The sequence below is a fragment of the Phyllobacterium chamaecytisi genome, from assembly GCF_020164455.1.
GTDB lineage: Bacteria > Pseudomonadota > Alphaproteobacteria > Rhizobiales > Rhizobiaceae > Phyllobacterium > Phyllobacterium chamaecytisi.
In genome coordinates this window covers 1-23147 of sequence record NZ_JAIQWW010000038.1, presented here as the reverse complement: position 1 = coordinate 23147, position 23147 = coordinate 1, and the positions used below count along the sequence as shown (strand labels likewise).

Genomic DNA, 23147 nt, shown 5'->3' with positions numbered 1-23147 from the left:
TATCGAATAAGACTTTCTGATCGTAAAATCGGGAAGGGCGGTCCACCGGGCCGCCCTTTTTTTATGCTGGCCTTAGCACCAAAGTCTAACTTCTCTCCGTTACAGCTTCTGGTATCAAATTGACGCAAAGCCAGTCCAGATATTTGCGGAGTTAGAGTGTTCCAGATAGTACCCGTTAAATATCACTACCTGCTTTTCTTCCTCGTCTCCCTGATGGTCCTGGTTCTGCAATACATAGCGACGGCACCGGCGCTTGCTGCCATGGCGGAGGATCAGCCAGGCTTTACCACACCAGGAAATATCAGCCGCCCTTACACTCCTGGCGGACTATTGGGACGTTCCTTCGTGCCCTCCGAGACCAATCGTCCCCACAAGCAGGTTAGGCCTCCAAAAAATGGCGTGGTGCTTTTTGAGCCCTATACGCCCGTTCGGCTTCCTGATCTCCCCAAGAGCAATGGGGTTTCTTCTGTACCCTATGCGCCGGTTCGATTACCCGATCTCCCGACAAAAAGTGCTGCACCTTCTGAGCCGCAAGCTCCTGCGAAGCTTTCGACCCCAGACAAGGCTCCCAAGCCCTTCAAGCTCGCCGATCAGGCCATGCGATTTGCTATCGTGCGGAACGCTTCCGCAAGCTGCGAACCAGCCTGTCCCGAGTGGATAATGGCCTCGGGTACGATTACAGCGGATAGCCCCTCAAGATTGCGCAAGGTCCTGCGACAGCTGGGCAAGCGGCGATTGCCCATTGTGATCGAATCGAATGGTGGTGCGGTGGACGCGGCCATGGAACTAGGACGTTTGATCCGAAAGCGGGGGCTCGACGTTGCGGTTGGAAAAACCAGCTTCTATGAATGTGATCCTGACCAGAAAGGGTGCAAGCCAAAATATTCGGATGGCGCCTATGCGGGCTTTGCCTATCCTGGTTGGGCAGCCTGCATGTCAGCTTGCCCATTTATCGTTGCTGGCGGCACCAAACGTTTTGTCGGTTTGTGGGCAGAGCTCGGTGTCCACCAGATCACCACCACAGTTACCAAAACAATGGTAAAATATCAGACACGCTACCGGATCGTAAAAGGCAAAAAGAAAATCGTCGATACGAGAATCATCGGGCGTAGATCGACCGGAACGTACAAGACAACCGAATTATCCAAAGGTTATCGCAAACGACTCAACGCTTACTTCAATGAAATGGGTGTCGACACTGGCATTGTCGCTAAAATGCTTTCAATTCCGGCAAGCGATATTTCCATTCTGGACCATGACGAGTTGTTGAATTTTCGAATGACAACCGGTCCCGGCGATGTGGGTGATTTCTCCAGCTCGGGCACCTGCGCACAAGAGCCAAAACCTGCAAACTGTATTGAATTAAGCGCAATCGTCACTAAATAAACAATTATCGAGCATCTCGGCAGCGGGAACAGTTCGAGAAGTTTGTCAATGACAGCTTGAACATACCTTTGGGACTTGAAAAGCTCTCCGCTTTGTGGAATGTACGCCCCGAACATAGGGGAGTAGCTCAGTTGGTAGAGCGGCGGTCTCCAAAACCGTAGGTCGCAGGTTCGAATCCTGTCTCCCCTGCCAACACATAGTCTGCCGGTGCACGATTGGATGGTGCAATGGGCAGATGTTTGGAAAGAAACGAATCCGGGGGCCTTGTGTTTTTCCGGAATCGGTTCTATGTAGGCTTAACAGACACGCGGTGCGTGGAGCTGAACGATCAGCTTTACGGGCCGCAATGGTGTGGACAGATGGTGTTGTTTAAGTTGCAGCACAGCATGTTTACAGCAACATGACATGCACGAGCGGTAAATGGCATCCAAAACGAATCCAATAACTTTTTTTCAGCAAGTGCGCGCTGAAACCGCAAAGGTCACATGGCCTTCGCGTCGCGAAACGCTCATTTCCACCGCGATGGTGATGGTAATGGCGTTTTTTGCTGCGATTTTCTTTTTCGCAGCTGATCAGTTGATGGCATACGGAATCGATATGATTCTCGGTCTTGGTCGTTAACGCAGGCTGACAAGAAAATCGGGATTGGGAAATAGCAATGACCGCGCGCTGGTATATCGTTCACGCCTATTCGAACTTTGAAAAGAAGGTCGCCGAGTCGATCGAAGAAAAGGCAAGACAGAAGGGTCTGTCGCATCTTTTTGAGAAGATTCTCGTGCCGACCGAAAAGGTGGTCGAAGTGCGCCGTGGCCGCAAGGTCGATGCCGAGCGCAAGTTCTTTCCGGGTTATGTCCTGGTTCGTGCCGATCTGACGGATGATGCCTATCATCTGATCAAGAACACACCGAAGGTGACGGGGTTCCTCGGTTCGGACAACAAGCCGATTGCGATTTCCGATAAGGAAGCCGACCGCATCCTGATGCAGGTTCAGGAAGGTGTCGAGCGCCCAAAGGCCTCGATCTCGTTCGAGATTGGCGAAAGTGTTCGCGTTGCCGATGGTCCGTTCGCTTCGTTCAACGGTACTGTTCAGGAAGTCGACGAAGAGCGTTCGCGCCTCAAGGTCGAGGTTTCGATTTTCGGCCGCGCCACGCCGGTCGATCTGGAATTTGGTCAGGTTGAAAAAGTCTGATCAATCGGCGGCTCTCTGAAGTCGCCTGCTGCGTCAGCGGCAAACATGGTGGGAGGTAAGGCAGCTTTTAGCCGAGCTTTCGATCCGCACCACCAAACTGCAACCGCCGGTTATCCGGCACTTTGATTAAAGGCAGGAAGTTATGGCTAAGAAAGTAGCAGGCCAGCTCAAGCTGCAGGTTTCGGCAGGATCGGCAACACCGTCCCCGCCGATCGGACCGGCGCTTGGTCAGCGTGGCATCAACATCATGGAATTCTGCAAGGCCTTCAATGCGGCTACGCAGGAACTGGAAAAGGGTTCGCCCATTCCGGTTGTGATTACATATTATCAGGACAAGTCCTTCACATTTGCGATGAAGACGCCGCCGGTGTCTTACTTCCTCAAGAAGGCCGCAAACCTGAAGTCCGGTTCGAAAGAGCCAGGCAAGGTCGTTGCCGGCAAGATCTCGCGCGACAAGGTGCGTGAAATCGCTCAGGCGAAGATGAAAGACCTGAACGCAGCGGACGTTGAAGCCGCCATGCGCATGGTTGAAGGTTCTGCCCGTTCGATGGGCCTGGAAGTGGTGGGCTAAGACGATGGCAAAACTATCAAAGCGTGTAGCGAAAGTTCGTGAAGGCGTCGACCGTAACAAGCTGTATGACCTGACCTCGGCAATTGCCATGGTCAAGGAGCGTGCTGTTGCCAAGTTCGACGAGACGATCGAAGTTGCAATGAACCTCGGTGTTGATCCTCGCCATGCGGACCAGATGGTTCGTGGTGTCGTCAATCTGCCGAATGGCACTGGCCGTACAGTTCGCGTTGCCGTGTTCGCTCGTGGTCCGAAGGCTGATGAAGCCAAGGCCGCCGGTGCAGACATCGTCGGTGCGGAAGACCTGTTCGAGATCGTCAATGGCGGCAAGATCGATTTCGATCGCTGCATTGCCACACCGGACATGATGCCGCTCGTTGGCCGTCTCGGTAAGGTTCTCGGCCCGCGCGGCATGATGCCGAACCCGAAGGTCGGCACGGTTACGACCGATGTTGCGGCTGCCGTGAAGGCTTCCAAGGGTGGCGCAGTCGAGTTCCGCGTCGAGAAGGCCGGTATCATTCACGCCGGCGTCGGCAAGGCATCCTTCGATGCCAAGGCGCTGGAAGAGAACATCAAGGCATTCGCCGATGCCGTCACCAAGGCAAAGCCGACTGGCGCCAAGGGTGACTACGTCAAGCGCGTCGCGATTTCCTCGACGATGGGTGCTGGTGTAAAGATCGATCCAGCAACAGTACGCATTGCGTAAGTGTTGATTGAAGTTTCAGACTTAGCTGTTTGAAACAAAAGAATTCCAGGCCCTTCAGGGCCTGGATAACCGGATGCAAATCCGGTTATCCTGTCCGAGATTGCGGGTGGTTCGCCTTAATTCGTCAGAACCCGCATGAGACGTGGAAAAACCAGGTTTAAAGGGCTTAGCCCGATGAACAAGGTTCGAACCGTAGTTGCCTTTCGCTTGCAGCCGATCTCGGCGAAGCAGGGGGGACAGGATCCTCAAGTGCTGTTTGGTCTAGGTCTTCGGACTGAAAACTTTGCAGCAAAAGGCAACCCGGCAGTGACGCAATCTCGCGTTTCTGCCAAATGGAGAGAGACAGTGGAAAAAGCGGAAAAGCGCGAATTCGTCGCGTGGCTGAATGGGGTCTTCAAGGACTCTGGTTCAGTTGTCGTGGCCCACTATACCGGTCTCACCGTTGCGCAACTGAGCGATCTTCGCTCCAAGATGCGTGATGCTGGTGGCACCGTTAAAGTCGCGAAGAACCGCCTTGCCAAGATCGCTCTTCAGGGCACGGATTCGGAAGGCATCGCTGACCTGTTCACAGGTCAGACACTCGTTGCTTATTCCAACGATCCGATAGCGGCACCAAAGATCGCCATTGAATTTGCCAAGGGTAACGAAAAGCTCGTCATCCTCGGTGGTTCGATGGGAGCAACGACTCTCGATCCGGATGGGGTAAAGGCACTTGCTGCACTTCCATCTCTCGACGAGTTGCGCGCAAAGCTGGTTGGTATGATCCAGACACCGGCTTCTCGCATTGCTCAGGTCGTCAACGCACCGGCAGCTCAGCTTGCCCGCGTTTTTGGCGCCTATGCCCGGAAGGACGAAGCGGCATAAGGCCGTTCTCGCTGTCAATATATCGAACCTTGTAAAGGAATACCAAAATGACTGATCTCGCAAAGATCGTAGATGACCTGTCCAACCTGACTGTTCTCGAAGCTGCTGAACTTTCGAAGCTTCTTGAAGAGAAGTGGGGCGTTTCTGCTGCTGCTCCGGTTGCTGCTGCTGCCGCTGCCGGCGGTGGTGCAGTTGCTGCTGCAGTTGAAGAGAAGACTGAATTCGACGTCGTTCTGACCGAAGCCGGACCTAACAAGATCAACGTGATCAAGGAAGTCCGCGCTATCACCGGTCTCGGCCTCAAGGAAGCCAAGGACCTCGTTGAAGCTGCTCCCAAGGCAGTCAAAGAAGGCGTTAACAAGGAAGAATCTGACAAGATCAAGGCACAGCTCGAAGCAGCTGGCGCCAAGGTCGAACTCAAGTAAGCCTTGCACTGATTGGCGGGCAGGGCGACCTGTCCGCCAACTACTCCCCTCGGGGAATCCGGTACTGAACCCTTTTCCTGACGGCAATTTCGATGCTTTCAGGAAACGGGTTTTGTCCCGTTCACGGGGCCGCATGAGCGGTTTTAAGAAACAGGCCAGTTTCTGGCATAAAGACGAGGAGCGACGATGGCTCAGACCCATTCTTTCAATGGTCGTAGGCGCGTACGCAAGTTTTTCGGTAAGATTCCGGAAGTCGCAGAGATGCCGAACCTCATCGAGGTTCAGAAAGCTTCCTACGATCAGTTTCTGATGGTGGAAGAGCCCAAGGGCGGGCGTTTGGATGAAGGTCTGCAGGCTGTGTTCAAGTCTGTTTTCCCGATCCAGGATTTCTCGGGTGCTTCCATGCTCGAATTCGTCAAGTACGAGTTCGAAGCTCCAAAGTTCGACGTTGACGAATGCCGTCAGCGCGATCTGACTTATGCTGCGCCACTGAAGGTGACGCTGCGCCTCATCGTGTTCGATATCGATGAGGATACAGGCGCGAAGTCGATCAAGGATATCAAGGAACAGGACGTTTACATGGGCGATATGCCGCTCATGACCGATAACGGCACGTTCATTGTGAACGGCACCGAGCGCGTGATCGTATCGCAGATGCATCGTTCGCCGGGCGTCTTCTTCGATCACGACAAGGGCAAGACGCATTCGTCCGGCAAGCTGCTGTTTGCTGCGCGCGTCATCCCTTATCGCGGTTCCTGGCTCGACATCGAATTCGATGCCAAGGATGTCGTCTATGCGCGTATCGACCGCCGCCGCAAGATCCCTGCGACGTCGCTGTTGATGGCGCTTGGTATGGATTCGGAAGAAATCCTGTCGACTTTCTACAACATGCTCACATTCAACCGCGATGGCGATACCTGGCGTATTCCGTTCTCCGTTGATCGCTTCCGCGGGTTCAAGGCGACTACGGACGTCGTGGATGCCGATACGGGCGAGGTTGTTCTCGAAACAGGCAAGAAGCTGACGGCACGCAGTGCCAAGCAGCTCGCTGAAAAAGGCTTGAAATTCATCAAGGCGACAGAAGACGATCTGCTCGGCACTTATCTCGCCGAAGATATCGTCAATATGGAGACGGGTGAAGTTTATCTCGAAGCCGGCGATGAACTTGACGAGAAGACACTCAAGGTTCTGCTCGACACAGGCGTTTCCGAGATCAACATTCTCGATATCGATCACGTCAATATCGGACCGTATATCCGCAACACCCTTGCCGTTGACAAGAACGAGAACCGCCAGGACGCGCTGTTCGACATCTACCGCGTCATGCGTCCGGGTGAACCGCCAACGATCGACTCCGCCGAAGCAATGTTCAAGTCGTTGTTCTTCGACAGTGAGCGTTACGATCTTTCGGCTGTTGGCCGCGTCAAGATGAACATGCGTCTCGATCTCGATGCGGAAGACACTGTTCGCATCCTGCGCAAGGAAGACATCCTGGCTGTCGTCAAGATGCTGGTTGATCTGCGCGATGGCCGCGGCGAAATCGACGACATCGACAATCTCGGCAACCGCCGTGTGCGTTCGGTCGGCGAGTTGATGGAAAATCAGTACCGTGTTGGTCTGCTCCGCATGGAGCGCGCCATCAAGGAACGTATGTCGTCCATTGAAATCGACACGGTAATGCCACAGGACCTGATCAACGCGAAGCCGGCAGCTGCTGCCGTTCGTGAGTTCTTCGGTTCCTCGCAGCTTTCGCAGTTCATGGATCAGACCAACCCGCTGTCCGAGATTACGCACAAGCGTCGTCTTTCGGCATTGGGACCCGGCGGTTTGACCCGCGAGCGCGCCGGCTTCGAAGTCCGCGACGTTCATCCGACGCATTATGGCCGTATCTGCCCGATTGAAACGCCGGAAGGCCCGAATATCGGTCTGATCAACTCGCTCGCAACCTTTGCCCGGGTCAACAAGTACGGCTTTATTGAAAGCCCGTACCGCAAGATCATCGATGGCAAGGTCACGGACGAGGTGGTTTATCTGTCTGCGATGGAAGAAGCCAAGTATCACGTGGCCCAGGCCAATGTGGAACTGGATGCTTCCGGTGCATTCACGGATGAATTCGTTGTCTGCCGTCATGCGGGTGAAGTTCTGATGGCGCCGCGTGAAAACGTGGATCTGATGGACGTTTCGCCAAAGCAGCTTGTTTCGGTTGCCGCAGCGCTCATTCCGTTCCTTGAAAACGATGACGCCAACCGCGCTCTGATGGGCTCGAACATGCAGCGTCAGGCCGTGCCTCTGGTTCGTGCCGAAGCGCCGTTTGTTGGAACGGGCATGGAGCCGGTCGTCGCTCGCGACTCCGGTGCCGCTATCGGTGCACGCCGTACAGGTATCGTCGATCAGGTCGATGCGACACGTATCGTTATCCGTGCCACGGAAGACCTCGTGCCGGGCAAGTCAGGCGTCGATATCTATCGCCTGATGAAGTTCCAGCGTTCGAACCAGAACACCTGCATCAATCAGCGTCCGCTGGTTCGTGTTGGCGACCGGATTGAGAAGGGTGACATCATCGCTGATGGTCCTTCGACGGATCTGGGTGATCTGGCGCTCGGCCGCAACGTGCTCGTCGCGTTCATGCCGTGGAATGGCTACAACTACGAAGATTCCATCCTACTTTCTGAAAAGATCGTTTCGGATGACGTCTTCACCTCGATCCATATCGAGGAGTTCGAAGTCATGGCCCGCGACACGAAGCTCGGACCGGAAGAAATCACGCGCGACATTCCGAACGTTTCGGAAGAAGCGCTGAAGAACCTGGACGAAGCCGGCATTGTCTATATCGGCGCCGAAGTTCAGCCGGGCGATATTCTGGTCGGCAAGATCACACCGAAGGGCGAAAGCCCGATGACCCCGGAAGAGAAGCTTCTGCGCGCCATCTTCGGTGAGAAGGCTTCGGACGTACGTGACACCTCGATGCGCATGCCGCCCGGGACCTACGGTACAGTTGTGGAAGTTCGCGTTTTCAATCGCCACGGCGTTGAAAAGGACGAACGCGCCATGGCGATCGAACGCGAGGAAATCGAGCGTTTGGCCAAGGACCGCGACGACGAACAGGCGATCCTTGACCGCAACGTCTATGGCCGTCTGGCCGACGTTCTCGATGGCAAGTCTGCTGTTGCCGGACCGAAGGCGTTCAAGAAGGGCACTGTCGTTACACAGGACGTCATGGGTGAATACCCGCGTTCCCAGTGGTGGCAGTTTGCTGTCGAGGACGAGAAGATCCAGGGCGAAATCGAGGCTCTGCGCAACCAGTACGATGACTCCAAGAAATTGCTCGAGCAGCGTTTCATGGACAAGGTCGAAAAGGTCCAGCGCGGCGACGAGATGCCTCCAGGCGTCATGAAGATGGTCAAGGTCTTTGTCGCTGTGAAGCGCAAGATCCAGCCAGGCGACAAGATGGCTGGCCGTCACGGCAACAAGGGCGTTGTTTCGCGTATCGCCGCTGTTGAGGATATGCCGTTCCTTGAAGACGGAACGCATGTCGACATCGTGCTCAACCCGCTTGGCGTGCCAAGCCGCATGAATGTCGGGCAGATCCTCGAAACGCATCTGGGCTGGGCTTGCGCCGGAATGGGCAAGAAGATCGGGGAACTGATCGAGGCCTACAAGGCACAGCACGCACAGGGTGAACAGGGCGACATTGCACCGCTGAGAATGACGATTGAATCGATCATTCCGGACAATGACCGCAACGAGCCGGTTCGCAACTATGACGATGAGAGCATCATTCGTCTTGGCGAACAGATGAAGCGTGGCGTTTCGATTGCAACGCCGGTGTTTGACGGTGCGCATGAACCGGACATCAATGTGATGCTGGAACAGGCGGGCCTGCATTCTTCGGGTCAGTCGACGCTTTATGACGGACGTACGGGTGAGACTTTCGATCGTCAGGTGACCGTCGGCTACATCTACATGCTGAAGCTGCACCATCTGGTCGACGACAAGATCCACGCCCGTTCGATCGGACCTTACTCGCTCGTTACGCAGCAGCCTCTGGGTGGTAAAGCCCAGTTCGGCGGTCAGCGCTTCGGTGAAATGGAGGTCTGGGCCCTGGAAGCATACGGTGCGGCTTACACGCTGCAAGAAATGCTCACGGTCAAGTCCGACGACGTCGCCGGTCGCACGAAGGTTTACGAGGCAATCGTCCGTGGAGACGATACCTTCGAGGCCGGCATTCCGGAGAGCTTCAACGTTCTCGTCAAGGAAATGCGATCGCTCGGTCTCAATGTCGAGCTGGACGATACTCGTGCCCAAGAACAGCAACAGCAGGCATTGCCTGACGCTGCAGAGTAAAAAGGGAAGGGTGCGCGGCAATGTTCGCGCACCCGACCAGTTTTTCGGGCCGCTGAGGAAGCGGCATTTGATCTAGATGGACCCGCGGCGGCGGATATCCATCGCAAGTAGAGGGCACTTTTTGCCCCATGGAGAAACGGCATGAACCAAGAGGTCATGAATCTTTTCAATCCTCAGGTGCCTGTGCAGGCATTCGATTCCATCCGGATATCGATCGCCAGCCCTGAGAAGATTCTGTCCTGGTCATACGGTGAGATCAAGAAGCCGGAGACGATCAACTACCGCACTTTCAAGCCTGAGCGGGATGGTCTTTTCTGTGCTCGGATCTTCGGGCCGATCAAGGACTATGAATGCTTGTGCGGCAAGTACAAGCGCATGAAGTACAAGGGCATCATCTGCGAAAAGTGCGGTGTGGAAGTCACGCTGTCACGCGTTCGCCGTGAGCGTATGGGCCATATCGAACTCGCAGCCCCGGTTGCGCACATCTGGTTCCTGAAGTCTCTGCCTAGCCGCATCGGCACATTGCTCGACATGACCTTGAAGGGCATCGAGCGCGTTCTCTATTTCGAGAACTATATCGTGACCGAGCCGGGCCTGACTGCCCTGAAGGAGCATCAGCTTCTTTCGGAAGAAGAATACATGATCGCGGTCGATGAGTATGGTGAGGATTCCTTCACCGCACTGATCGGTGCCGAGGCTATTCATGAACTTCTGGCTTCGATGGATCTGGAAAAGATCGCCGGCGATCTGCGCGAGGAACTCGCAACAACGACTTCCGATCTGAAGCAGAAGAAGCTCATGAAGCGTCTGAAGATCGTCGAGAACTTCCTGGAATCGGGTAACCGTCCGGAATGGATGATCATGAAGATCGTTCCGGTGATCCCGCCGGACCTGCGTCCGCTGGTTCCGCTGGATGGCGGACGTTTTGCGACGTCCGACCTCAACGACCTTTATCGCCGCGTTATCAACCGCAACAACCGTCTGAAGCGCCTGATCGAACTGCGCGCTCCTGGCATCATCATCCGTAACGAGAAGCGCATGCTTCAGGAATCGGTTGATGCGTTGTTTGACAACGGCCGTCGTGGCCGCGTCATCACCGGTGCCAACAAGCGTCCGCTGAAGTCGCTGTCCGACATGCTCAAGGGCAAGCAGGGCCGCTTCCGTCAGAACCTTCTCGGCAAGCGCGTCGACTATTCCGGCCGTTCGGTTATCGTGACCGGTCCTGAGTTGAAGCTGCATCAGTGCGGTCTGCCAAAGAAGATGGCGCTCGAGCTTTTCAAGCCGTTCATCTACGCGCGTCTTGACGCAAAGGGTTATTCCTCCACCGTCAAGCAGGCGAAGAAGCTGGTTGAAAAGGAAAAGCCGGAAGTCTGGGATATTCTCGACGAAGTCATCCGCGAGCATCCGGTTCTCCTGAACCGCGCTCCGACGCTGCATCGTCTTGGCATCCAGGCATTCGAACCCATCCTGATCGAAGGCAAGGCAATCCAGCTGCACCCGCTCGTCTGTACCGCTTTCAATGCGGATTTCGACGGCGACCAGATGGCTGTCCACGTTCCGCTTTCTTTGGAAGCGCAGCTTGAAGCCCGCGTTCTGATGATGTCGACGAACAACATCCTGCATCCTGCAAACGGTCTGCCGGTTATCGTTCCGTCGCAGGACATGGTCCTCGGCCTGTACTATCTGTCGATCGTTGCGGCGAAGGAGCCGGGCGAGGGCATGGCCTTTGCCGATATGGGCGAACTTCACCATGCTATCGGCAGCGGTGCAGTGACCCTGCATACAAAGATCAAGGGTCGCTTCAAGAGCATCGATGCAGACGGCAAGCCGACGTCGAAGATCTATGAGACCACACCTGGCCGCATGATCATCGGTGAGCTTCTGCCGAAGCATCACAACGTGCCTTTCGACATCTGCAATCAGGAAATGACCAAGAAGAACATCTCCAAGATGATCGACACGGTCTATCGCCATTGTGGACAGAAAGAGACGGTCATCTTCTGCGATCGCATCATGCAGCTTGGCTTCGGTCATGCTTGCCGTGCCGGTATCTCGTTCGGCAAGGACGACATGGTCATTCCGGAAACCAAGGCGAAGCTGGTTGCTGAAACCGAAGCTTTGGCAACGGAATACGAACAGCAGTACAATGACGGCCTGATCACTCAGGGCGAGAAGTACAACAAGGTCGTCGACGCTTGGGGCAAGTGCACCGAGAAGGTCGCTGACGAAATGATGGCGCGCATCAAGGCCGTCGAGTTCGATCCTGTTACTGGCCGCCAGAAGCAGATGAACTCTATCTATATGATGTCGCACTCGGGTGCTCGTGGTTCGCCGAACCAGATGCGCCAGCTGGGCGGTATGCGCGGTCTGATGGCCAAGCCTTCGGGCGAAATCATCGAAACGCCTATCATTTCGAACTTCAAGGAAGGCCTGACCGTGAACGAGTACTTCAACTCGACCCACGGTGCCCGTAAGGGTCTTGCCGACACCGCCTTGAAGACGGCCAACTCCGGTTATCTGACACGCCGTCTCGTTGACGTCGCGCAGGATTGCATCGTCATCTCGGTTGATTGCGGCACGACAACGGGCCTCACAATGCAGCCGATCGTCGATGCCGGTCAGGTTGTTGCGACCATCGGCCAGCGTGTTCTCGGCCGTACGGCACTTGAAGACATCCTGCATCCGGTTTCGGGTGACGTGCTTGTCAAGGGTGGCAACATCATCGACGAGTTCGATATCGATGCCATCGAAAAGGCCGGTGTTCAGTCGATCCGCATCCGTTCGGCTCTCACGTGTGAGACCCGTGGCGGCATCTGCGCCAAGTGCTACGGCCGCGATCTGGCCCGTGGTACTCCGGTCAACCAGGGTGAGGCTGTCGGCGTTATCGCTGCTCAGTCCATCGGTGAACCAGGCACGCAGTTGACGATGCGTACGTTCCACCTTGGTGGTACTGCGCAGGTGGTCGATCAGTCGTTCCTCGAAGCCAGCTATGAAGGCACGGTGCAGATCCGCAACCGCAACGTGGTGCGCAACTCGGATGGCCATCTGGTCGTCATGGGCCGCAACATGGCTGTTGTCATTGTCGATGCAACCGGCAAGGAACGCGCGACACACCGCGTCACCTATGGTTCGCGCATCTATGTCGATGATGGCGATAATGTTAAGCGCGGCCAGCGTGTTGCCGAGTGGGACCCCTATACCCGCCCGGTCATGACGGAAGTCGAAGGTCATGTCGAATTCGAAGACATGGTCGATGGTCTTTCGGTTACGGAAACGACGGACGAGTCCACCGGTATCACGAAGCGCGTGGTTATCGACTGGCGCTCGACCCCGCGCGGTTCCGATCTGAAGCCTGCGATCGTCGTCAAGGACAAGAACGGCAAGGTCCTGAAACTGGCAAAGGGCGGCGACGCTCGCTTCCAGCTGTCGGTGGAATCGATCTTGTCGGTCGAGCCTGGTTCGCATGTGAAGGCGGGTGACGTTCTTGCCCGTATTCCGATGGAAAGCGCCAAGACCAAGGACATCACCGGTGGTCTGCCGCGCGTTGCGGAACTGTTCGAAGCCCGTCGTCCGAAGGACCACGCTATCATCGCCGAGATCGATGGTACTGTTCGTTTTGGCCGCGACTACAAGAACAAGCGCCGCATCGTCATCGAGCCGAACGACGAAACCGTGGAGCCAGTCGAGTATCTGATCCCCAAGGGCAAGCCTTTCCATCTTCAGGACGGCGATGCCATTGAAAAGGGTGACTATATCCTCGACGGCAATCCTGCACCGCACGACATCCTGGCGATCAAGGGTGTGGAGGCTTTGGCTTCCTACCTCGTCAACGAAATCCAGGAAGTCTATCGTCTGCAGGGCGTTCTGATCAACGACAAGCACATCGAAGTGATTGTTCGTCAGATGCTGCAGAAGGTCGAGATCACCGAGTCGGGCGACACCGGGTTCATCTCCGGCGATCACGTCGACCGGATCGAGCTGGACGAAATTAACGAGCGTTTGGAAGAGGATGGCAAGAAGCCAGGCTACGGCACTCCGGTGCTGCTCGGCATCACCAAGGCCTCGCTCCAGACCCCGTCGTTCATCTCGGCAGCGTCCTTCCAGGAAACAACGCGCGTCCTCACGGAAGCCGCTGTTGCCGGCAAGATGGATGCTCTGCAGGGCCTGAAGGAGAACGTCATCGTTGGACGTCTGATCCCGGCAGGTACCGGCGGAACGGTCAAGCAGATCCGCCGCATTGCCGGAGCTCGCGACGAGTTGATCATCGACGAGCGCCGCAAGGAAGCCGGAGCAAGCGCCGCGAAAGCCGGCCCGATGCTGACGGACATGACAGGCCAGCCAGCCGAATAAGCTGGCAGCCAACACCAAACCAAGAGGCCGCCCGGAGCAATCCGCGGCGGCCTTTTTCATGACGGTCTCAATCGAGCACAACTAAAGTTCTACCGGGGATTGAAATTTTTACGCCAGATTCGGCATTTCTTGCGTAGGTTTCGGCAGTTCTTATGTGGGATTCGAGTCTTTTCGTGCGAAAACCTTGCAGGGATCGATTTGGCTTATACAAGAATCAAACCGTTCGATGCAGAGATAGATTGTGCGTCATCCGCCAAGGCTCACCGAGCTGGTGCGACATGAGCGATTAGCTCAACCGTAGACTGCGGTAGGCATAATTGAACGTATGACGAGAAAGCCCAATCCCTACTCGTTGAACTCGATCAGCGCCGCTTGCCCGGTGAGGGCGGTTTGCCATGCAGAGAGGTGCGGTTCGTCTTCGGGCTCGTCGGTCAGTGTACCGATCTCCAGAAGCTCGGCTTCCTCATAGCCGGAATTGGCGAGAATCTTCAGCGCCAGTTCTACCAGCCCGTCGGCATCATCGTTCATCAGCAGCAGGTGAACCTGGCGAGGCTCGTCGTCCTTGTCCTTCCAGACATCCGCAACGATGAGATGAACTGTTTTTGCTTCCGCATTGTCCGATGGCATAGAATTGGTTCCCAATTTCAACGTGACTCAGTTTCTACTAAGATCGTGCCGTTTATGAAATCAGAATATTCTTTTATGCCGAGGAGCTCGATATGGGTTCCATAATGAGTTTTTCCGGGTTCCAGCAAATAGAGGACGGCGTCATTCGGTTCGATGAGCCCCGTGTCGTGGGTAACTATGATTTCGGTCTGCCTGCCTTTACGGTTGTTAAGCGCGGCAACCACGCGTGTTCTGTTTACTTCATCAAGGGAAGCTGTCGGCTCGTCCAACAGCAGGAGGTTGGAAGGTTTGAGTAGCGCGCGAGCCAAGGATATGCGTTGTTTCTCGCCACCGGACAATCTGTTGCCGCGCTCCCCCACCGTCGGCTCATTCTCGTCTCGATGCCGGTTCATAATGTCATTCAATCCCAATTCGGACATGACAGCATCAATTGCACCCTTCGATGCGTTGGAGCCGAGTGCGATATTTTCTCTGATTGTCAGGTCAAACAAAAGACAATCCTGATAGGCCACTGCGATACCATTTCGGAATGCTTCTGAATTCGCCTCCGTCACGTCGACAGACTCGATGGTGAGATGTCCGCTCGATGCAGGGACCAAACAACCAAGCACCCGAAGAAGACTACTTTTCCCCATACCGGAAGCACCGACGATAAACAGGCGGCTGGCCGGCGCGACCGAACGGTCCAGGGCGATGATCACGGGAGTCGTGCCTATCGTCACACCCACATTGGTGAGTTGCAGAGCCCAGGGTCTGCTGGTCACTGGCAAATGAGTCTGCGTTGCAGGAATTGGATTTTCCGCCAGAAGACGCATTAACAGAGCCGCTTCTCCGGCGGAAGCATGTATTTCCCGATAAACACGCGCCAATGTTTCCACCGGCTGGAGCAGCCGGACAATATAGGTATTGATGAGCACAAGCTCGCCAACTGTAAGAGTGCCCGCCGATACGTCGAGCGCGCCACGCCACAAAACCCAGATCACGACACCGCCGAATATAAGAGTTTGCAGTACGCCGTAATAAACACGCTGCGTGAAGGTCACTTTCCAGTGCCCGTCATTTATCTTCAGCTTTTTGTTGAGCTGTTCAATGATTGCCGGACGCAGGTTTGCTTGTTGAACATGATCCACATTGGCAACAGCATCGAGACCATATGTCCAAGCTTGAGTCCCGCTCCCCATGGCACTTTCTGTGGCTGTCCGTATGCGTTCCGCTGACAGGTTTGCCAGATATCCGTAAACGGCAAGGGCGGCGATCAACAATAGGGCAATCCAGGGATCAACCATAAACGCTATCACACAGGCTGCAATGATGAGCTCTACGATTGTCGGCGCAATGGAGAAGGCAAGGCTCGACGTGATATCCCGGATCGCGTCTAGCCCCTTTTCAACGATACGGCCGATTTCGTGGGACGTGTGTTCTCTCATCACATAGTAGGGAAGGGACAGCGCATGGTTGAACACTTGCAATGTGAGATGCCGCAGGCGCAGATTGAATGGACCAAATGTCAGCCATTCGAATTGAGAAATGACGGAAGCAACAAGGAGGCTCACCGAGAACGCCAGTATCAGCGATACACCAGTTGCCGAGCCGTTTCCCTCAGACAACAGATCAATGCCCATTGCGAACAATATGGGAATGGCAGACATCGTCGCGCTGACGACAGTGATGGTTCCGATCAAGAACAGCAGTAGTGCGAATTGTCTTTTGCTTTGAAATGTCAGGGAAAACACATAGTTAAATACGCTGTCTTCATTCATAATGATGTTCCAAATATATAAGTGATATACGGATGCAATCTTATGCAACCAAATTCCGCTAGCGTCACATTAGCGGAATTAGAAGCGTTAACCCATAGGACTATTGTAGTATATAAATGACTTTTAAATAATCTATGCTTTTGTTCGTGGCAAAATCATCCAAGGAGGTTTGGAATGTTAATTCATTTTCTGAGTCCAGGGCAATTCGGCGATCAGGTTGACTTTGTAGAAGATAGCAACGCGACGATGGTGCTTGGCGGGACGAGTGGCGTAAGCCCAAGCAGCTCATCCTCCAGCAGCAGCGCAAAGTGCGATAGCAGCAGCCGCTGCGGCGCATCGGGCAAGAGCAGCAGTTCGTCAAGCTCAACCAAGGGCTTCGGCGGCTAAGCGGGAGAGGCGGTGCACAACCGGGTGCGCCGCCTCTTTTAACTATTTTAACATTTCAAATGGCGCTGAGTAGGCGTTAGGGACTGCTGTGAAGCCAGAGATCGACAATGCAATTCAACATCCAGCCATTTGCCAATATCGTCGGTGATGATGAGGATATGCCATTCATATGCACGCCTTCGGGAGTGACGCGGTTACATGACAACTCGATGATCGACGCGCTGGATCGTCTGAGGGCGTTGGGCTCTTCGGCCGGGCAATCTGCTATTGACCAAATTTTTTCGGATCAGAGTATCGATCCGCCAGCTGGCCGGAGTTTTCTCGAAAGAATCAACATACTGAAACGCTATCGCGAAGATGTGAAGGTTGCCATCTATTCACCGGACTCTGCCATTGCAGCGCTGATTGCGGCTCAGATCGAGCGAAATGACGCTATCGATGCCGTTATCATTGACGACCTTGGCGATATTTCGGGATCGACAATACTCATCTGCGTTCAGGCAAAATATGATCAGGAATTATCGCGTTTGGTCGTCGAAGTTTGTCATCGGAAACCCGATGTGTTCCTGCTGCATGCCTATTTTGTGCTAAGGCACTTTGTCATTGACGGGTTTTACTCGGCCCGAATGGCGCTGCCGGATCATTTCAGCTCGCTCTACAATCTTGCAGGGCTCGATCGATCATCCAAATTCAAGCCTTCCAGCTGGGCGGATATATTCTTCGCTCAAGCCAGTGCGATCAGTGCGACCGCGATCCCCACATTGTCAAGGTCGGCGCTGGAGGAGGGCGCTGCACTGCATTTGCTTTATACGCGCTTCCGGCAGCTGATCGCATCCGAGATGGTTCCTGTCTTCTCAGATGATCTAGGTACAATCACCGAAATGAATCTCGACAGCGGAGCGATTCAACGGCATCGCGCCAATCACTCGAGCTTCAGTTCGTCCATGCGTGAATATGACCTTGCGGTGCCTGATACGACTGGGAGAGTTGATGGATGAAAATTCACGAAACAGCATCAATAAATCAAATTGGTTTTGCCAGCCAGTTTGTCGATAAGGATGTGGAGTACCAGGTCAGGGAGTTTCATCAGAGTTGTATAACGCCTGTCGGATCGGGATTTGAAAGTTTATTCGGTTTTCCCGCGCTGACCTCAGCGCACCTGAAGCGCGCCGAATTTGTTGAGACGAGATTTTCACATCTCACACAAACGATCGATATTCCGCCGAAAGAGGCCGTTGAAAGCGTCGGGCGTTTCGAATCGCTACGACATGGTGATGCTGAAATTGACATTGAGTTTTCTTTGATCAGCCGTATTTTTGCTCAAGCACTGGCGGCCGATCAGCAGAGGCGGCGTCCGTATCCTTCCGGCGGAGCGCTCTATGCGGTAGAGGCGATTTTAATCACTGGCCCACGGGTTCGGGGCGGACAGAGCTTGTCAGCCTTTCATTTTCTTCCTGTATCTAAAGCATTCGAAGTGTTGACCACGCATGTCGCAGCTACTGATTTTTCCAGTCTGACTGACATACCAAATCCGTCCTTCTATGTTCTCTATTGCGTCAACTTAAAAAAATCGATCTTCAAGTACCGTTCGCGCGGCTACAGGCTTTCACTTCTCGAAGTGGGCTCGATGTATCAGAACATGTTGGCTTGTGCGCAGACAGTCGGAGTTTCATCTCGCGTCTTGTCGGGCTTTTCCGAGCGTCAGATTGCACAGATCTGTCATCTGGACGGTCGGTTACTCTTGCCTGCCATTGTTCAGGTATTCGGATTTGAAAAGAAACAGAATGGCAATCCAGCATAGATTTCGCTCTGTCATTACGCCGGTGCCAAACTTTGTCGTTGAGGCTTCGAGTTCTCCGCTCATTTCCGAACCTTCAGTTTTTGGAGCAAGTGACGATAGCCGCATACAAGGCCACGGGTTTGGTTATGGACCTGACATACATCTCAAGGCGTTCGGGGAGTATATGGAGCGTTTTGTTGCATTCCGGAATATCGCATCGAACGGTGGTGCAACCATTGATGAACTGAATATATCCCGGGAAACCAAGTATGCATTGAAAGCAGCAATGATCGAGGCTTGCGGCGCTGGCCAACTCGGCACATCGCTTGCCGCACACAGGTTTGACACGGTGGCGGTCCTGGACATGAGAACCGGCCAGAATGCTCAGCTACCTCAAGTACTATTTACCCTGCATACAACGGCCGATCAGCAGTTTGTCCCGACGCGCGATACGTCGGGATCGGCGCTTCATTCGAACAAAGCGATGGCTTTGCAAAATGCCTTACTTGAATTTGTAGAACGGCAAAGTCTGGCGGCAATGTGGGCGTCGGGGCGGTGTCAGGTCCTGTCTGTACTGGAGCCCGGCGACATTGCAGATCAGAGGATCAAGGTATTGTTGCAGCGATTGACCACGCGAGGGACACTGAACTGCTACAACATTTCGTTTCTCAAGGGCGCGCATGTTTTGTTTGTGGTCTACAGGGCGCGATCCGAATCCGACTTCGTGCAATTTGCATGCGGTGCCTGTGCTGCATTGACCTGGCAGTCCGCGCTTGCAAAGGCGCTCACCGAGGTCTGGCAGACCAGCATCCTTCTTCCCCAGATGGAATTCTTTGACACGACCGAATATGGTGGAACCGAACTCAAGGAAGCTTTTCAGAAAGCCAACCGCCGGGACTTCGAACTCGATCTGGAGGTAGCGCCTCTGTCGAGTGTCAACGATGAAGACGGCTCACTTGATGAATTGAAGAAGTCATTGTTCGACATAACGCCAAGCCTGTTTGCCTTTTCACAAAGTCACTATGTAGGTCTCAACAGACTGACATTCTGTAAGATCTTTTCGCCGGACTTCTTCATTCACATGAATCCTGGCCCAGGCAATAACAACCAGAACCGCTGGTTGGCAAAAATTGCCGGGGGCAGACCCCTACGTCTGACTGCCATGCCATTCAGTTAGTCAGTCTGGATTCTGGGAGTAAGAAGCCGAACGACTCGGTAAATGCGTCCGGTCACCCGAATCGGGATGAATCTCTGTGAAGAAAACGAAATATTGCTTGAATTAATCCTCGTCCGGCGAAACTATCTTACATTCAGGCCCGCAAGAGCCTGCAAACGCTGCAAACCTTAATAATATTGTGGCTTCAGGCTTGACGAAAGCCCGGGGACACAGTATCAGCAGCCCATCTGAGCCGATGTGAGATTGGCCGTTTCGGAGCGACACGCTCTGGAGTTCATCTCAAACAGGGTTCGTTTTACGATCGAAATGCAATTTGCCGCTCGCATGAGGCCTTTAGGGCTTCCTCTGCTTTTATTCGGGCAACCACCCTTGCGGTGGTTTAGTTGCCCGAATTCGTGCATGAGCATGGCGCTGAAACGGCCCTGACGGGCGAAGATACGAGATTTGTGCCGAAGCGCTAGCGCTTTGATACGCATTACAAAGAGGGAAGGTTGAATGCCTACCGTAAACCAGTTGATCCGCAAGCCGCGCACTGCGCCGGTCAAGCGCAATAAAGTCCCTGCTCTGCAGGAAAACCCGCAGAAGCGCGGCGTTTGCACTCGCGTCTACACGACGACCCCGAAGAAGCCGAACTCGGCTCTGCGTAAGGTCGCCAAGGTGCGTCTGACGAACGGATTTGAAGTCATCGGATATATTCCGGGTGAGGGGCATAACCTTCAGGAACACTCTGTCGTGATGATCCGCGGCGGCCGTGTAAAGGATTTGCCGGGTGTTCGTTACCACATCATCCGTGGTGTTCTGGATACCCAGGGCGTCAAGAACCGCAAGCAGCGCCGTTCCAAGTACGGTGCGAAGCGTCCGAAGTAAGATTTTCCGGGATTTTGGCCACCAGGTAGGTCAACCCGATGCAGATAAGAGACAAAGAATATGTCCAGACGCCATAGTGCAGAAAAGCGTGAGATCAATCCGGATCCTAAGTTCGGCGATCTCGTTCTGACCAAGTTCATGAATGCAGTCATGCATCATGGCAAGAAGTCGATTGCTGAGCGTATCGTTTACGGTGCGCTTGAGTCAGTTGAGAGCAAGAGCAAGCAGGAGCCGGTTGCCCTGTTCCATCAGGCTCTCGACAATGTAGCGCCGCACGTTGAAGTTCGTTCGCGCCGCGTTGGTGGTGCAACGTATCAGGTTCCGGTCGACGTTCGTCCGGAGCGCCGTCAGGCTCTTGCCATCCGCTGGCTGATCAATGCAGCACGCGGCCGCAATGAGACTACGATGATCGATCGCCTGTCGGGTGAACTTCTCGATGCTGCAAACAACCGCGGCTCGGCTGTGAAGAAGCGTGAAGACACGCATCGCATGGCAGAAGCCAACCGCGCATTCTCGCATTACCGCTGGTAATTGCGAAAACATTAGTCCTAGAGGCACCATATCATGGCTCGCGAATATAAAATCGAAGACTACCGGAATTTCGGTATCATGGCGCACATCGACGCCGGCAAGACCACGACTACCGAGCGTATTCTTTATTACACTGGCAAGTCGCACAAGATCGGTGAAGTCCACGATGGCGCCGCAACCATGGACTGGATGGAGCAGGAGCAGGAGCGTGGCATCACGATCACGTCCGCTGCCACCACGACCTTCTGGAAGGGCCGTGACGGCAAGATGCGCCGTTTCAACATCATCGATACGCCTGGCCACGTCGACTTCACCATTGAAGTAGAGCGTTCGCTGCGCGTTCTCGATGGCGCGATTGCGCTTCTCGATGCCAATGCCGGTGTTGAGCCACAGACGGAAACTGTCTGGCGTCAGGCCGAGAAGTATCATGTTCCGCGCATGATCTTCGTCAACAAGATGGACAAGACCGGCGCCGATTTCTATCGCTGCGTCGAAATGGTCAAGACCCGTCTTGGTGCCAAGGCTCTCGTCATGCAGCTGCCGATCGGCGCCGAGACAGAGTTCAAGGGCGTTGTCGATCTCATTGAGATGAAGGCACTTGTCTGGCGCGATGAACAACTCGGCGCACAGTGGGATGTTATTGAAATCCCTGCCGATCTCAAGGACCAGGCTGAAGAGTATCGCGAAAAGCTGATCGAGACTGCTGTCGAAGTCGACGAAGCTGCCACCGAGGCTTATCTCGAAGGCAACATGCCGGACAATGACGCCCTGCGCGCTCTGATCCGCATCGGCACATGCCGCGTTGACTTCCATCCAGTTTTCTGCGGTTCGGCATTCAAGAACAAGGGCGTACAGCCTTTGCTTGACGGTGTTGTTGAATATCTGCCTTCGCCGGTAGACGTTCCAGCGATCAAGGGCATCGATCCGAAGACCGATGCGGAAACGACCCGCAAGTCGTCCGATGACGAACCGCTTTCCATGCTCGCCTTCAAGATCATGAACGATCCGTTCGTTGGTTCGCTGACTTTCTGCCGCATCTATTCCGGCAAGCTGACCAAGGGCATTTCGCTCGACAATACGGTCAAGGAAAAGCGCGAACGTATCGGCCGCATGCTGCAGATGCATTCCAACTCGCGTGAAGACATCGAAGAAGCCTTTGCCGGCGATATCGTTGCTCTCGCAGGCCTCAAGGAAACCACAACGGGTGACACACTCTGCGATCCGTTGAAGCCGGTTATCCTCGAGCGCATGGTATTCCCTGAGCCGGTTATCTCGATCTCGGTCGAGCCGAAAACCAAGGCCGACCAGGAAAAGATGGGCCTCGCGCTCAATCGTCTTGCTGCTGAAGATCCTTCGTTCCGCGTCCGCACTGACGAAGAATCCGGCCAGACCATCATCTCGGGCATGGGCGAACTTCATCTTGACATTCTCGTTGACCGTATGCGTCGCGAGTTCAAGGTCGAGGCAAATACAGGTAGCCCCCAGGTTGCCTACCGTGAATCGATCACCCGCAAGGCCGAGATCGACTACACCCACAAGAAGCAGTCCGGTGGTTCGGGTCAGTTCGCCCGTATCAAGGTTATCTTCGAGCCGCATGACGGCGACGATTTCATCTTCGAATCGAAGATCGTCGGCGGTGCGATTCCGAAGGAATACATCCCGGGTGTTGAAAAGGGTATCCAAAGCGTCATGGGTGCGGGTCCGCTCGCAGGCTTCCCGATGCTCGGCGTGAAAGCCACGCTGATCGACGGTGCATACCATGATGTGGACTCGTCGGTTCTTGCCTTCGAAATCGCAGCTCGCGCTGCGTTCCGCGAAGGTGCGCAGAAGGCTGGTGCCCAGCTGCTCGAGCCGATCATGAAGGTCGAAGTCGTTACGCCTGAAGATTACGTCGGTGACGTGATTGGCGATCTGAACTCACGTCGTGGTCAGATCCTCGGTACGGAACCGCGTGGTATTGCGACCGTCATCAATGCACAGGTGCCGCTGGCCAACATGTTCGGTTATGTGAGCAACCTGCGTTCGATGAGCCAGGGACGTGCACAGTACACCATGCAGTTCGATCACTATGAACCTGTACCGGCAGCAGTCGCGCAGGAAATTCAGAAGAAGTTTGCGTAACCATAAGGTTGCGCGTGACAGTTGAAGTAAAGCCTGAGCAGGCGAACAGTTAACGGAGAGCTCAG

The 23147-nt window shown here is 54.5% G+C and carries 18 protein-coding genes and 1 tRNA gene; 17 read left to right on the top strand and 2 right to left on the bottom strand.

Features of this window, described 5'->3' with window-relative positions:
- Positions 1-699 precede the first annotated feature (699 nt).
- The 10 genes from LB462_RS30080 to rpoC all read left to right on the top strand — a co-directional run bounded on the left by LB462_RS30080 (position 700) and on the right by rpoC (position 13832).
- Positions 700-1386 (top strand): COG3904 family protein, encoded by a 687-nt coding sequence (locus tag LB462_RS30080; RefSeq protein WP_224515643.1) that lies wholly within the window; start codon positions 700-702, stop codon positions 1384-1386.
- A gap of 116 nt (positions 1387-1502) precedes the next feature.
- Positions 1503-1578: transfer RNA gene (locus LB462_RS30075), tRNA-Trp, on the top strand.
- A gap of 228 nt (positions 1579-1806) precedes the next feature.
- Complete coding sequence (gene secE, locus LB462_RS30070; RefSeq protein WP_106716822.1) at positions 1807-2007, top strand: preprotein translocase subunit SecE; 201 nt, start codon at positions 1807-1809, stop codon at positions 2005-2007.
- Between the two features lie 37 nt (positions 2008-2044).
- Positions 2045-2575, top strand: coding sequence for a transcription termination/antitermination protein NusG (gene nusG, locus LB462_RS30065; RefSeq protein ID WP_112531272.1), 531 nt, complete (start codon positions 2045-2047; stop codon positions 2573-2575).
- Positions 2576-2717: 142 nt separating this feature from the next.
- Positions 2718-3146 carry a 50S ribosomal protein L11 gene (gene rplK, locus LB462_RS30060; RefSeq protein ID WP_112531271.1) on the top strand — a complete coding sequence of 143 codons (429 nt, stop codon included), beginning with the start codon at positions 2718-2720 and terminating at the stop codon, positions 3144-3146.
- A gap of 4 nt (positions 3147-3150) precedes the next feature.
- Positions 3151-3849: a 50S ribosomal protein L1 gene (rplA, locus tag LB462_RS30055; RefSeq protein ID WP_224515642.1), complete on the top strand. Its 699-nt coding sequence runs from the start codon at positions 3151-3153 to the stop codon at positions 3847-3849.
- A 345-nt stretch (positions 3850-4194) separates the two neighbouring features.
- Positions 4195-4713 (top strand): 50S ribosomal protein L10, encoded by a 519-nt coding sequence (gene rplJ, locus LB462_RS30050; RefSeq protein WP_112531269.1) that lies wholly within the window; start codon positions 4195-4197, stop codon positions 4711-4713.
- Positions 4714-4760: 47 nt separating this feature from the next.
- The gene (gene rplL / locus LB462_RS30045; protein ID WP_112531268.1) at positions 4761-5138 is read left to right on the top strand and encodes a 50S ribosomal protein L7/L12; all 378 of its coding nucleotides are present in this window, start codon (positions 4761-4763) and stop codon (positions 5136-5138) included.
- A 186-nt stretch (positions 5139-5324) separates the two neighbouring features.
- Positions 5325-9482, top strand: coding sequence for a DNA-directed RNA polymerase subunit beta (gene rpoB / locus LB462_RS30040; protein ID WP_224515641.1), 4158 nt, complete (start codon positions 5325-5327; stop codon positions 9480-9482).
- A 141-nt stretch (positions 9483-9623) separates the two neighbouring features.
- Positions 9624-13832, top strand: coding sequence for a DNA-directed RNA polymerase subunit beta' (rpoC, locus tag LB462_RS30035; protein WP_112531266.1), 4209 nt, complete (start codon positions 9624-9626; stop codon positions 13830-13832).
- 345 nt (positions 13833-14177) lie between these two features.
- Here rpoC and LB462_RS30030 read toward each other — a convergent pair whose 3' ends face one another.
- Both LB462_RS30030 and LB462_RS30025 read right to left on the bottom strand, forming a co-directional pair.
- The gene (locus tag LB462_RS30030; RefSeq protein WP_224515640.1) at positions 14178-14459 is read right to left on the bottom strand and encodes a hypothetical protein; all 282 of its coding nucleotides are present in this window, start codon (positions 14457-14459) and stop codon (positions 14178-14180) included.
- 17 nt (positions 14460-14476) lie between these two features.
- Positions 14477-16219, bottom strand: coding sequence for an ATP-binding cassette domain-containing protein (locus LB462_RS30025; protein ID WP_224515638.1), 1743 nt, complete (start codon positions 16217-16219; stop codon positions 14477-14479).
- Between the two features lie 174 nt (positions 16220-16393).
- Here LB462_RS30025 and LB462_RS31725 point away from each other — a divergent pair, with 174 nt between their 5' ends.
- The 7 genes from LB462_RS31725 (at position 16394) to fusA (ending at position 23082) form a co-directional block, all read left to right on the top strand.
- Positions 16394-16606: a phazolicin family TOMM bacteriocin gene (locus tag LB462_RS31725; protein ID WP_224515636.1), complete on the top strand. Its 213-nt coding sequence runs from the start codon at positions 16394-16396 to the stop codon at positions 16604-16606.
- 107 nt (positions 16607-16713) lie between these two features.
- Positions 16714-17604 carry an McbB family protein gene (locus LB462_RS30015; RefSeq protein ID WP_224515634.1) on the top strand — a complete coding sequence of 297 codons (891 nt, stop codon included), beginning with the start codon at positions 16714-16716 and terminating at the stop codon, positions 17602-17604.
- Positions 17601-18407, top strand: a complete 807-nt coding sequence (locus tag LB462_RS30010; protein WP_224515632.1) for a nitroreductase family protein — start codon at positions 17601-17603, stop codon at positions 18405-18407. Before LB462_RS30015 ends, LB462_RS30010 begins: the two co-directional genes overlap by 4 nt.
- Positions 18391-19563 carry a YcaO-like family protein gene (locus LB462_RS30005; protein ID WP_224515630.1) on the top strand — a complete coding sequence of 391 codons (1173 nt, stop codon included), beginning with the start codon at positions 18391-18393 and terminating at the stop codon, positions 19561-19563. The genes LB462_RS30010 and LB462_RS30005 overlap by 17 nt, the downstream gene beginning before the upstream one ends.
- 495 nt (positions 19564-20058) lie before the next feature.
- Entirely contained in the window at positions 20059-20430 is a 372-nt protein-coding gene (gene rpsL, locus LB462_RS30000; RefSeq protein WP_008121760.1) for a 30S ribosomal protein S12, read from the top strand.
- A gap of 60 nt (positions 20431-20490) precedes the next feature.
- Complete coding sequence (gene rpsG / locus LB462_RS29995) at positions 20491-20961, top strand: 30S ribosomal protein S7 (RefSeq protein ID WP_099999168.1); 471 nt, start codon at positions 20491-20493, stop codon at positions 20959-20961.
- A 33-nt stretch (positions 20962-20994) separates the two neighbouring features.
- Complete coding sequence (gene fusA / locus LB462_RS29990; RefSeq protein ID WP_224515628.1) at positions 20995-23082, top strand: elongation factor G; 2088 nt, start codon at positions 20995-20997, stop codon at positions 23080-23082.
- Positions 23083-23147 lie beyond the last annotated feature (65 nt).

What these genes read in the sequence shown, in the direction of transcription:
- secE (WP_106716822.1), top strand. Translation starts at nt 1,807, where the DNA reads ATGGCATCCAAAACGAATCCAATAACTTTTTTTCAGCAAGTGCGCGCT.
- nusG (WP_112531272.1), top strand. Translation starts at nt 2,045, where the DNA reads ATGACCGCGCGCTGGTATATCGTTCACGCCTATTCGAACTTTGAAAAG.
- rplK (WP_112531271.1), top strand. Translation starts at nt 2,718, where the DNA reads ATGGCTAAGAAAGTAGCAGGCCAGCTCAAGCTGCAGGTTTCGGCAGGA.
- rplA (WP_224515642.1), top strand. Translation starts at nt 3,151, where the DNA reads ATGGCAAAACTATCAAAGCGTGTAGCGAAAGTTCGTGAAGGCGTCGAC.
- rplL (WP_112531268.1), top strand. Translation starts at nt 4,761, where the DNA reads ATGACTGATCTCGCAAAGATCGTAGATGACCTGTCCAACCTGACTGTT.
- rpoB (WP_224515641.1), top strand. Translation starts at nt 5,325, where the DNA reads ATGGCTCAGACCCATTCTTTCAATGGTCGTAGGCGCGTACGCAAGTTT.
- rpoC (WP_112531266.1), top strand. Translation starts at nt 9,624, where the DNA reads ATGAACCAAGAGGTCATGAATCTTTTCAATCCTCAGGTGCCTGTGCAG.
- LB462_RS30030 (WP_224515640.1), bottom strand. Translation starts at nt 14,459, where the DNA reads ATGCCATCGGACAATGCGGAAGCAAAAACAGTTCATCTCATCGTTGCG.
- LB462_RS30025 (WP_224515638.1), bottom strand. Translation starts at nt 16,219, where the DNA reads ATGAATGAAGACAGCGTATTTAACTATGTGTTTTCCCTGACATTTCAA.
- LB462_RS31725 (WP_224515636.1), top strand. Translation starts at nt 16,394, where the DNA reads ATGTTAATTCATTTTCTGAGTCCAGGGCAATTCGGCGATCAGGTTGAC.
- LB462_RS30015 (WP_224515634.1), top strand. Translation starts at nt 16,714, where the DNA reads ATGCAATTCAACATCCAGCCATTTGCCAATATCGTCGGTGATGATGAG.
- LB462_RS30010 (WP_224515632.1), top strand. Translation starts at nt 17,601, where the DNA reads ATGAAAATTCACGAAACAGCATCAATAAATCAAATTGGTTTTGCCAGC.
- LB462_RS30005 (WP_224515630.1), top strand. Translation starts at nt 18,391, where the DNA reads ATGGCAATCCAGCATAGATTTCGCTCTGTCATTACGCCGGTGCCAAAC.
- rpsL (WP_008121760.1), top strand. Translation starts at nt 20,059, where the DNA reads ATGCCTACCGTAAACCAGTTGATCCGCAAGCCGCGCACTGCGCCGGTC.
- rpsG (WP_099999168.1), top strand. Translation starts at nt 20,491, where the DNA reads ATGTCCAGACGCCATAGTGCAGAAAAGCGTGAGATCAATCCGGATCCT.
- fusA (WP_224515628.1), top strand. Translation starts at nt 20,995, where the DNA reads ATGGCTCGCGAATATAAAATCGAAGACTACCGGAATTTCGGTATCATG.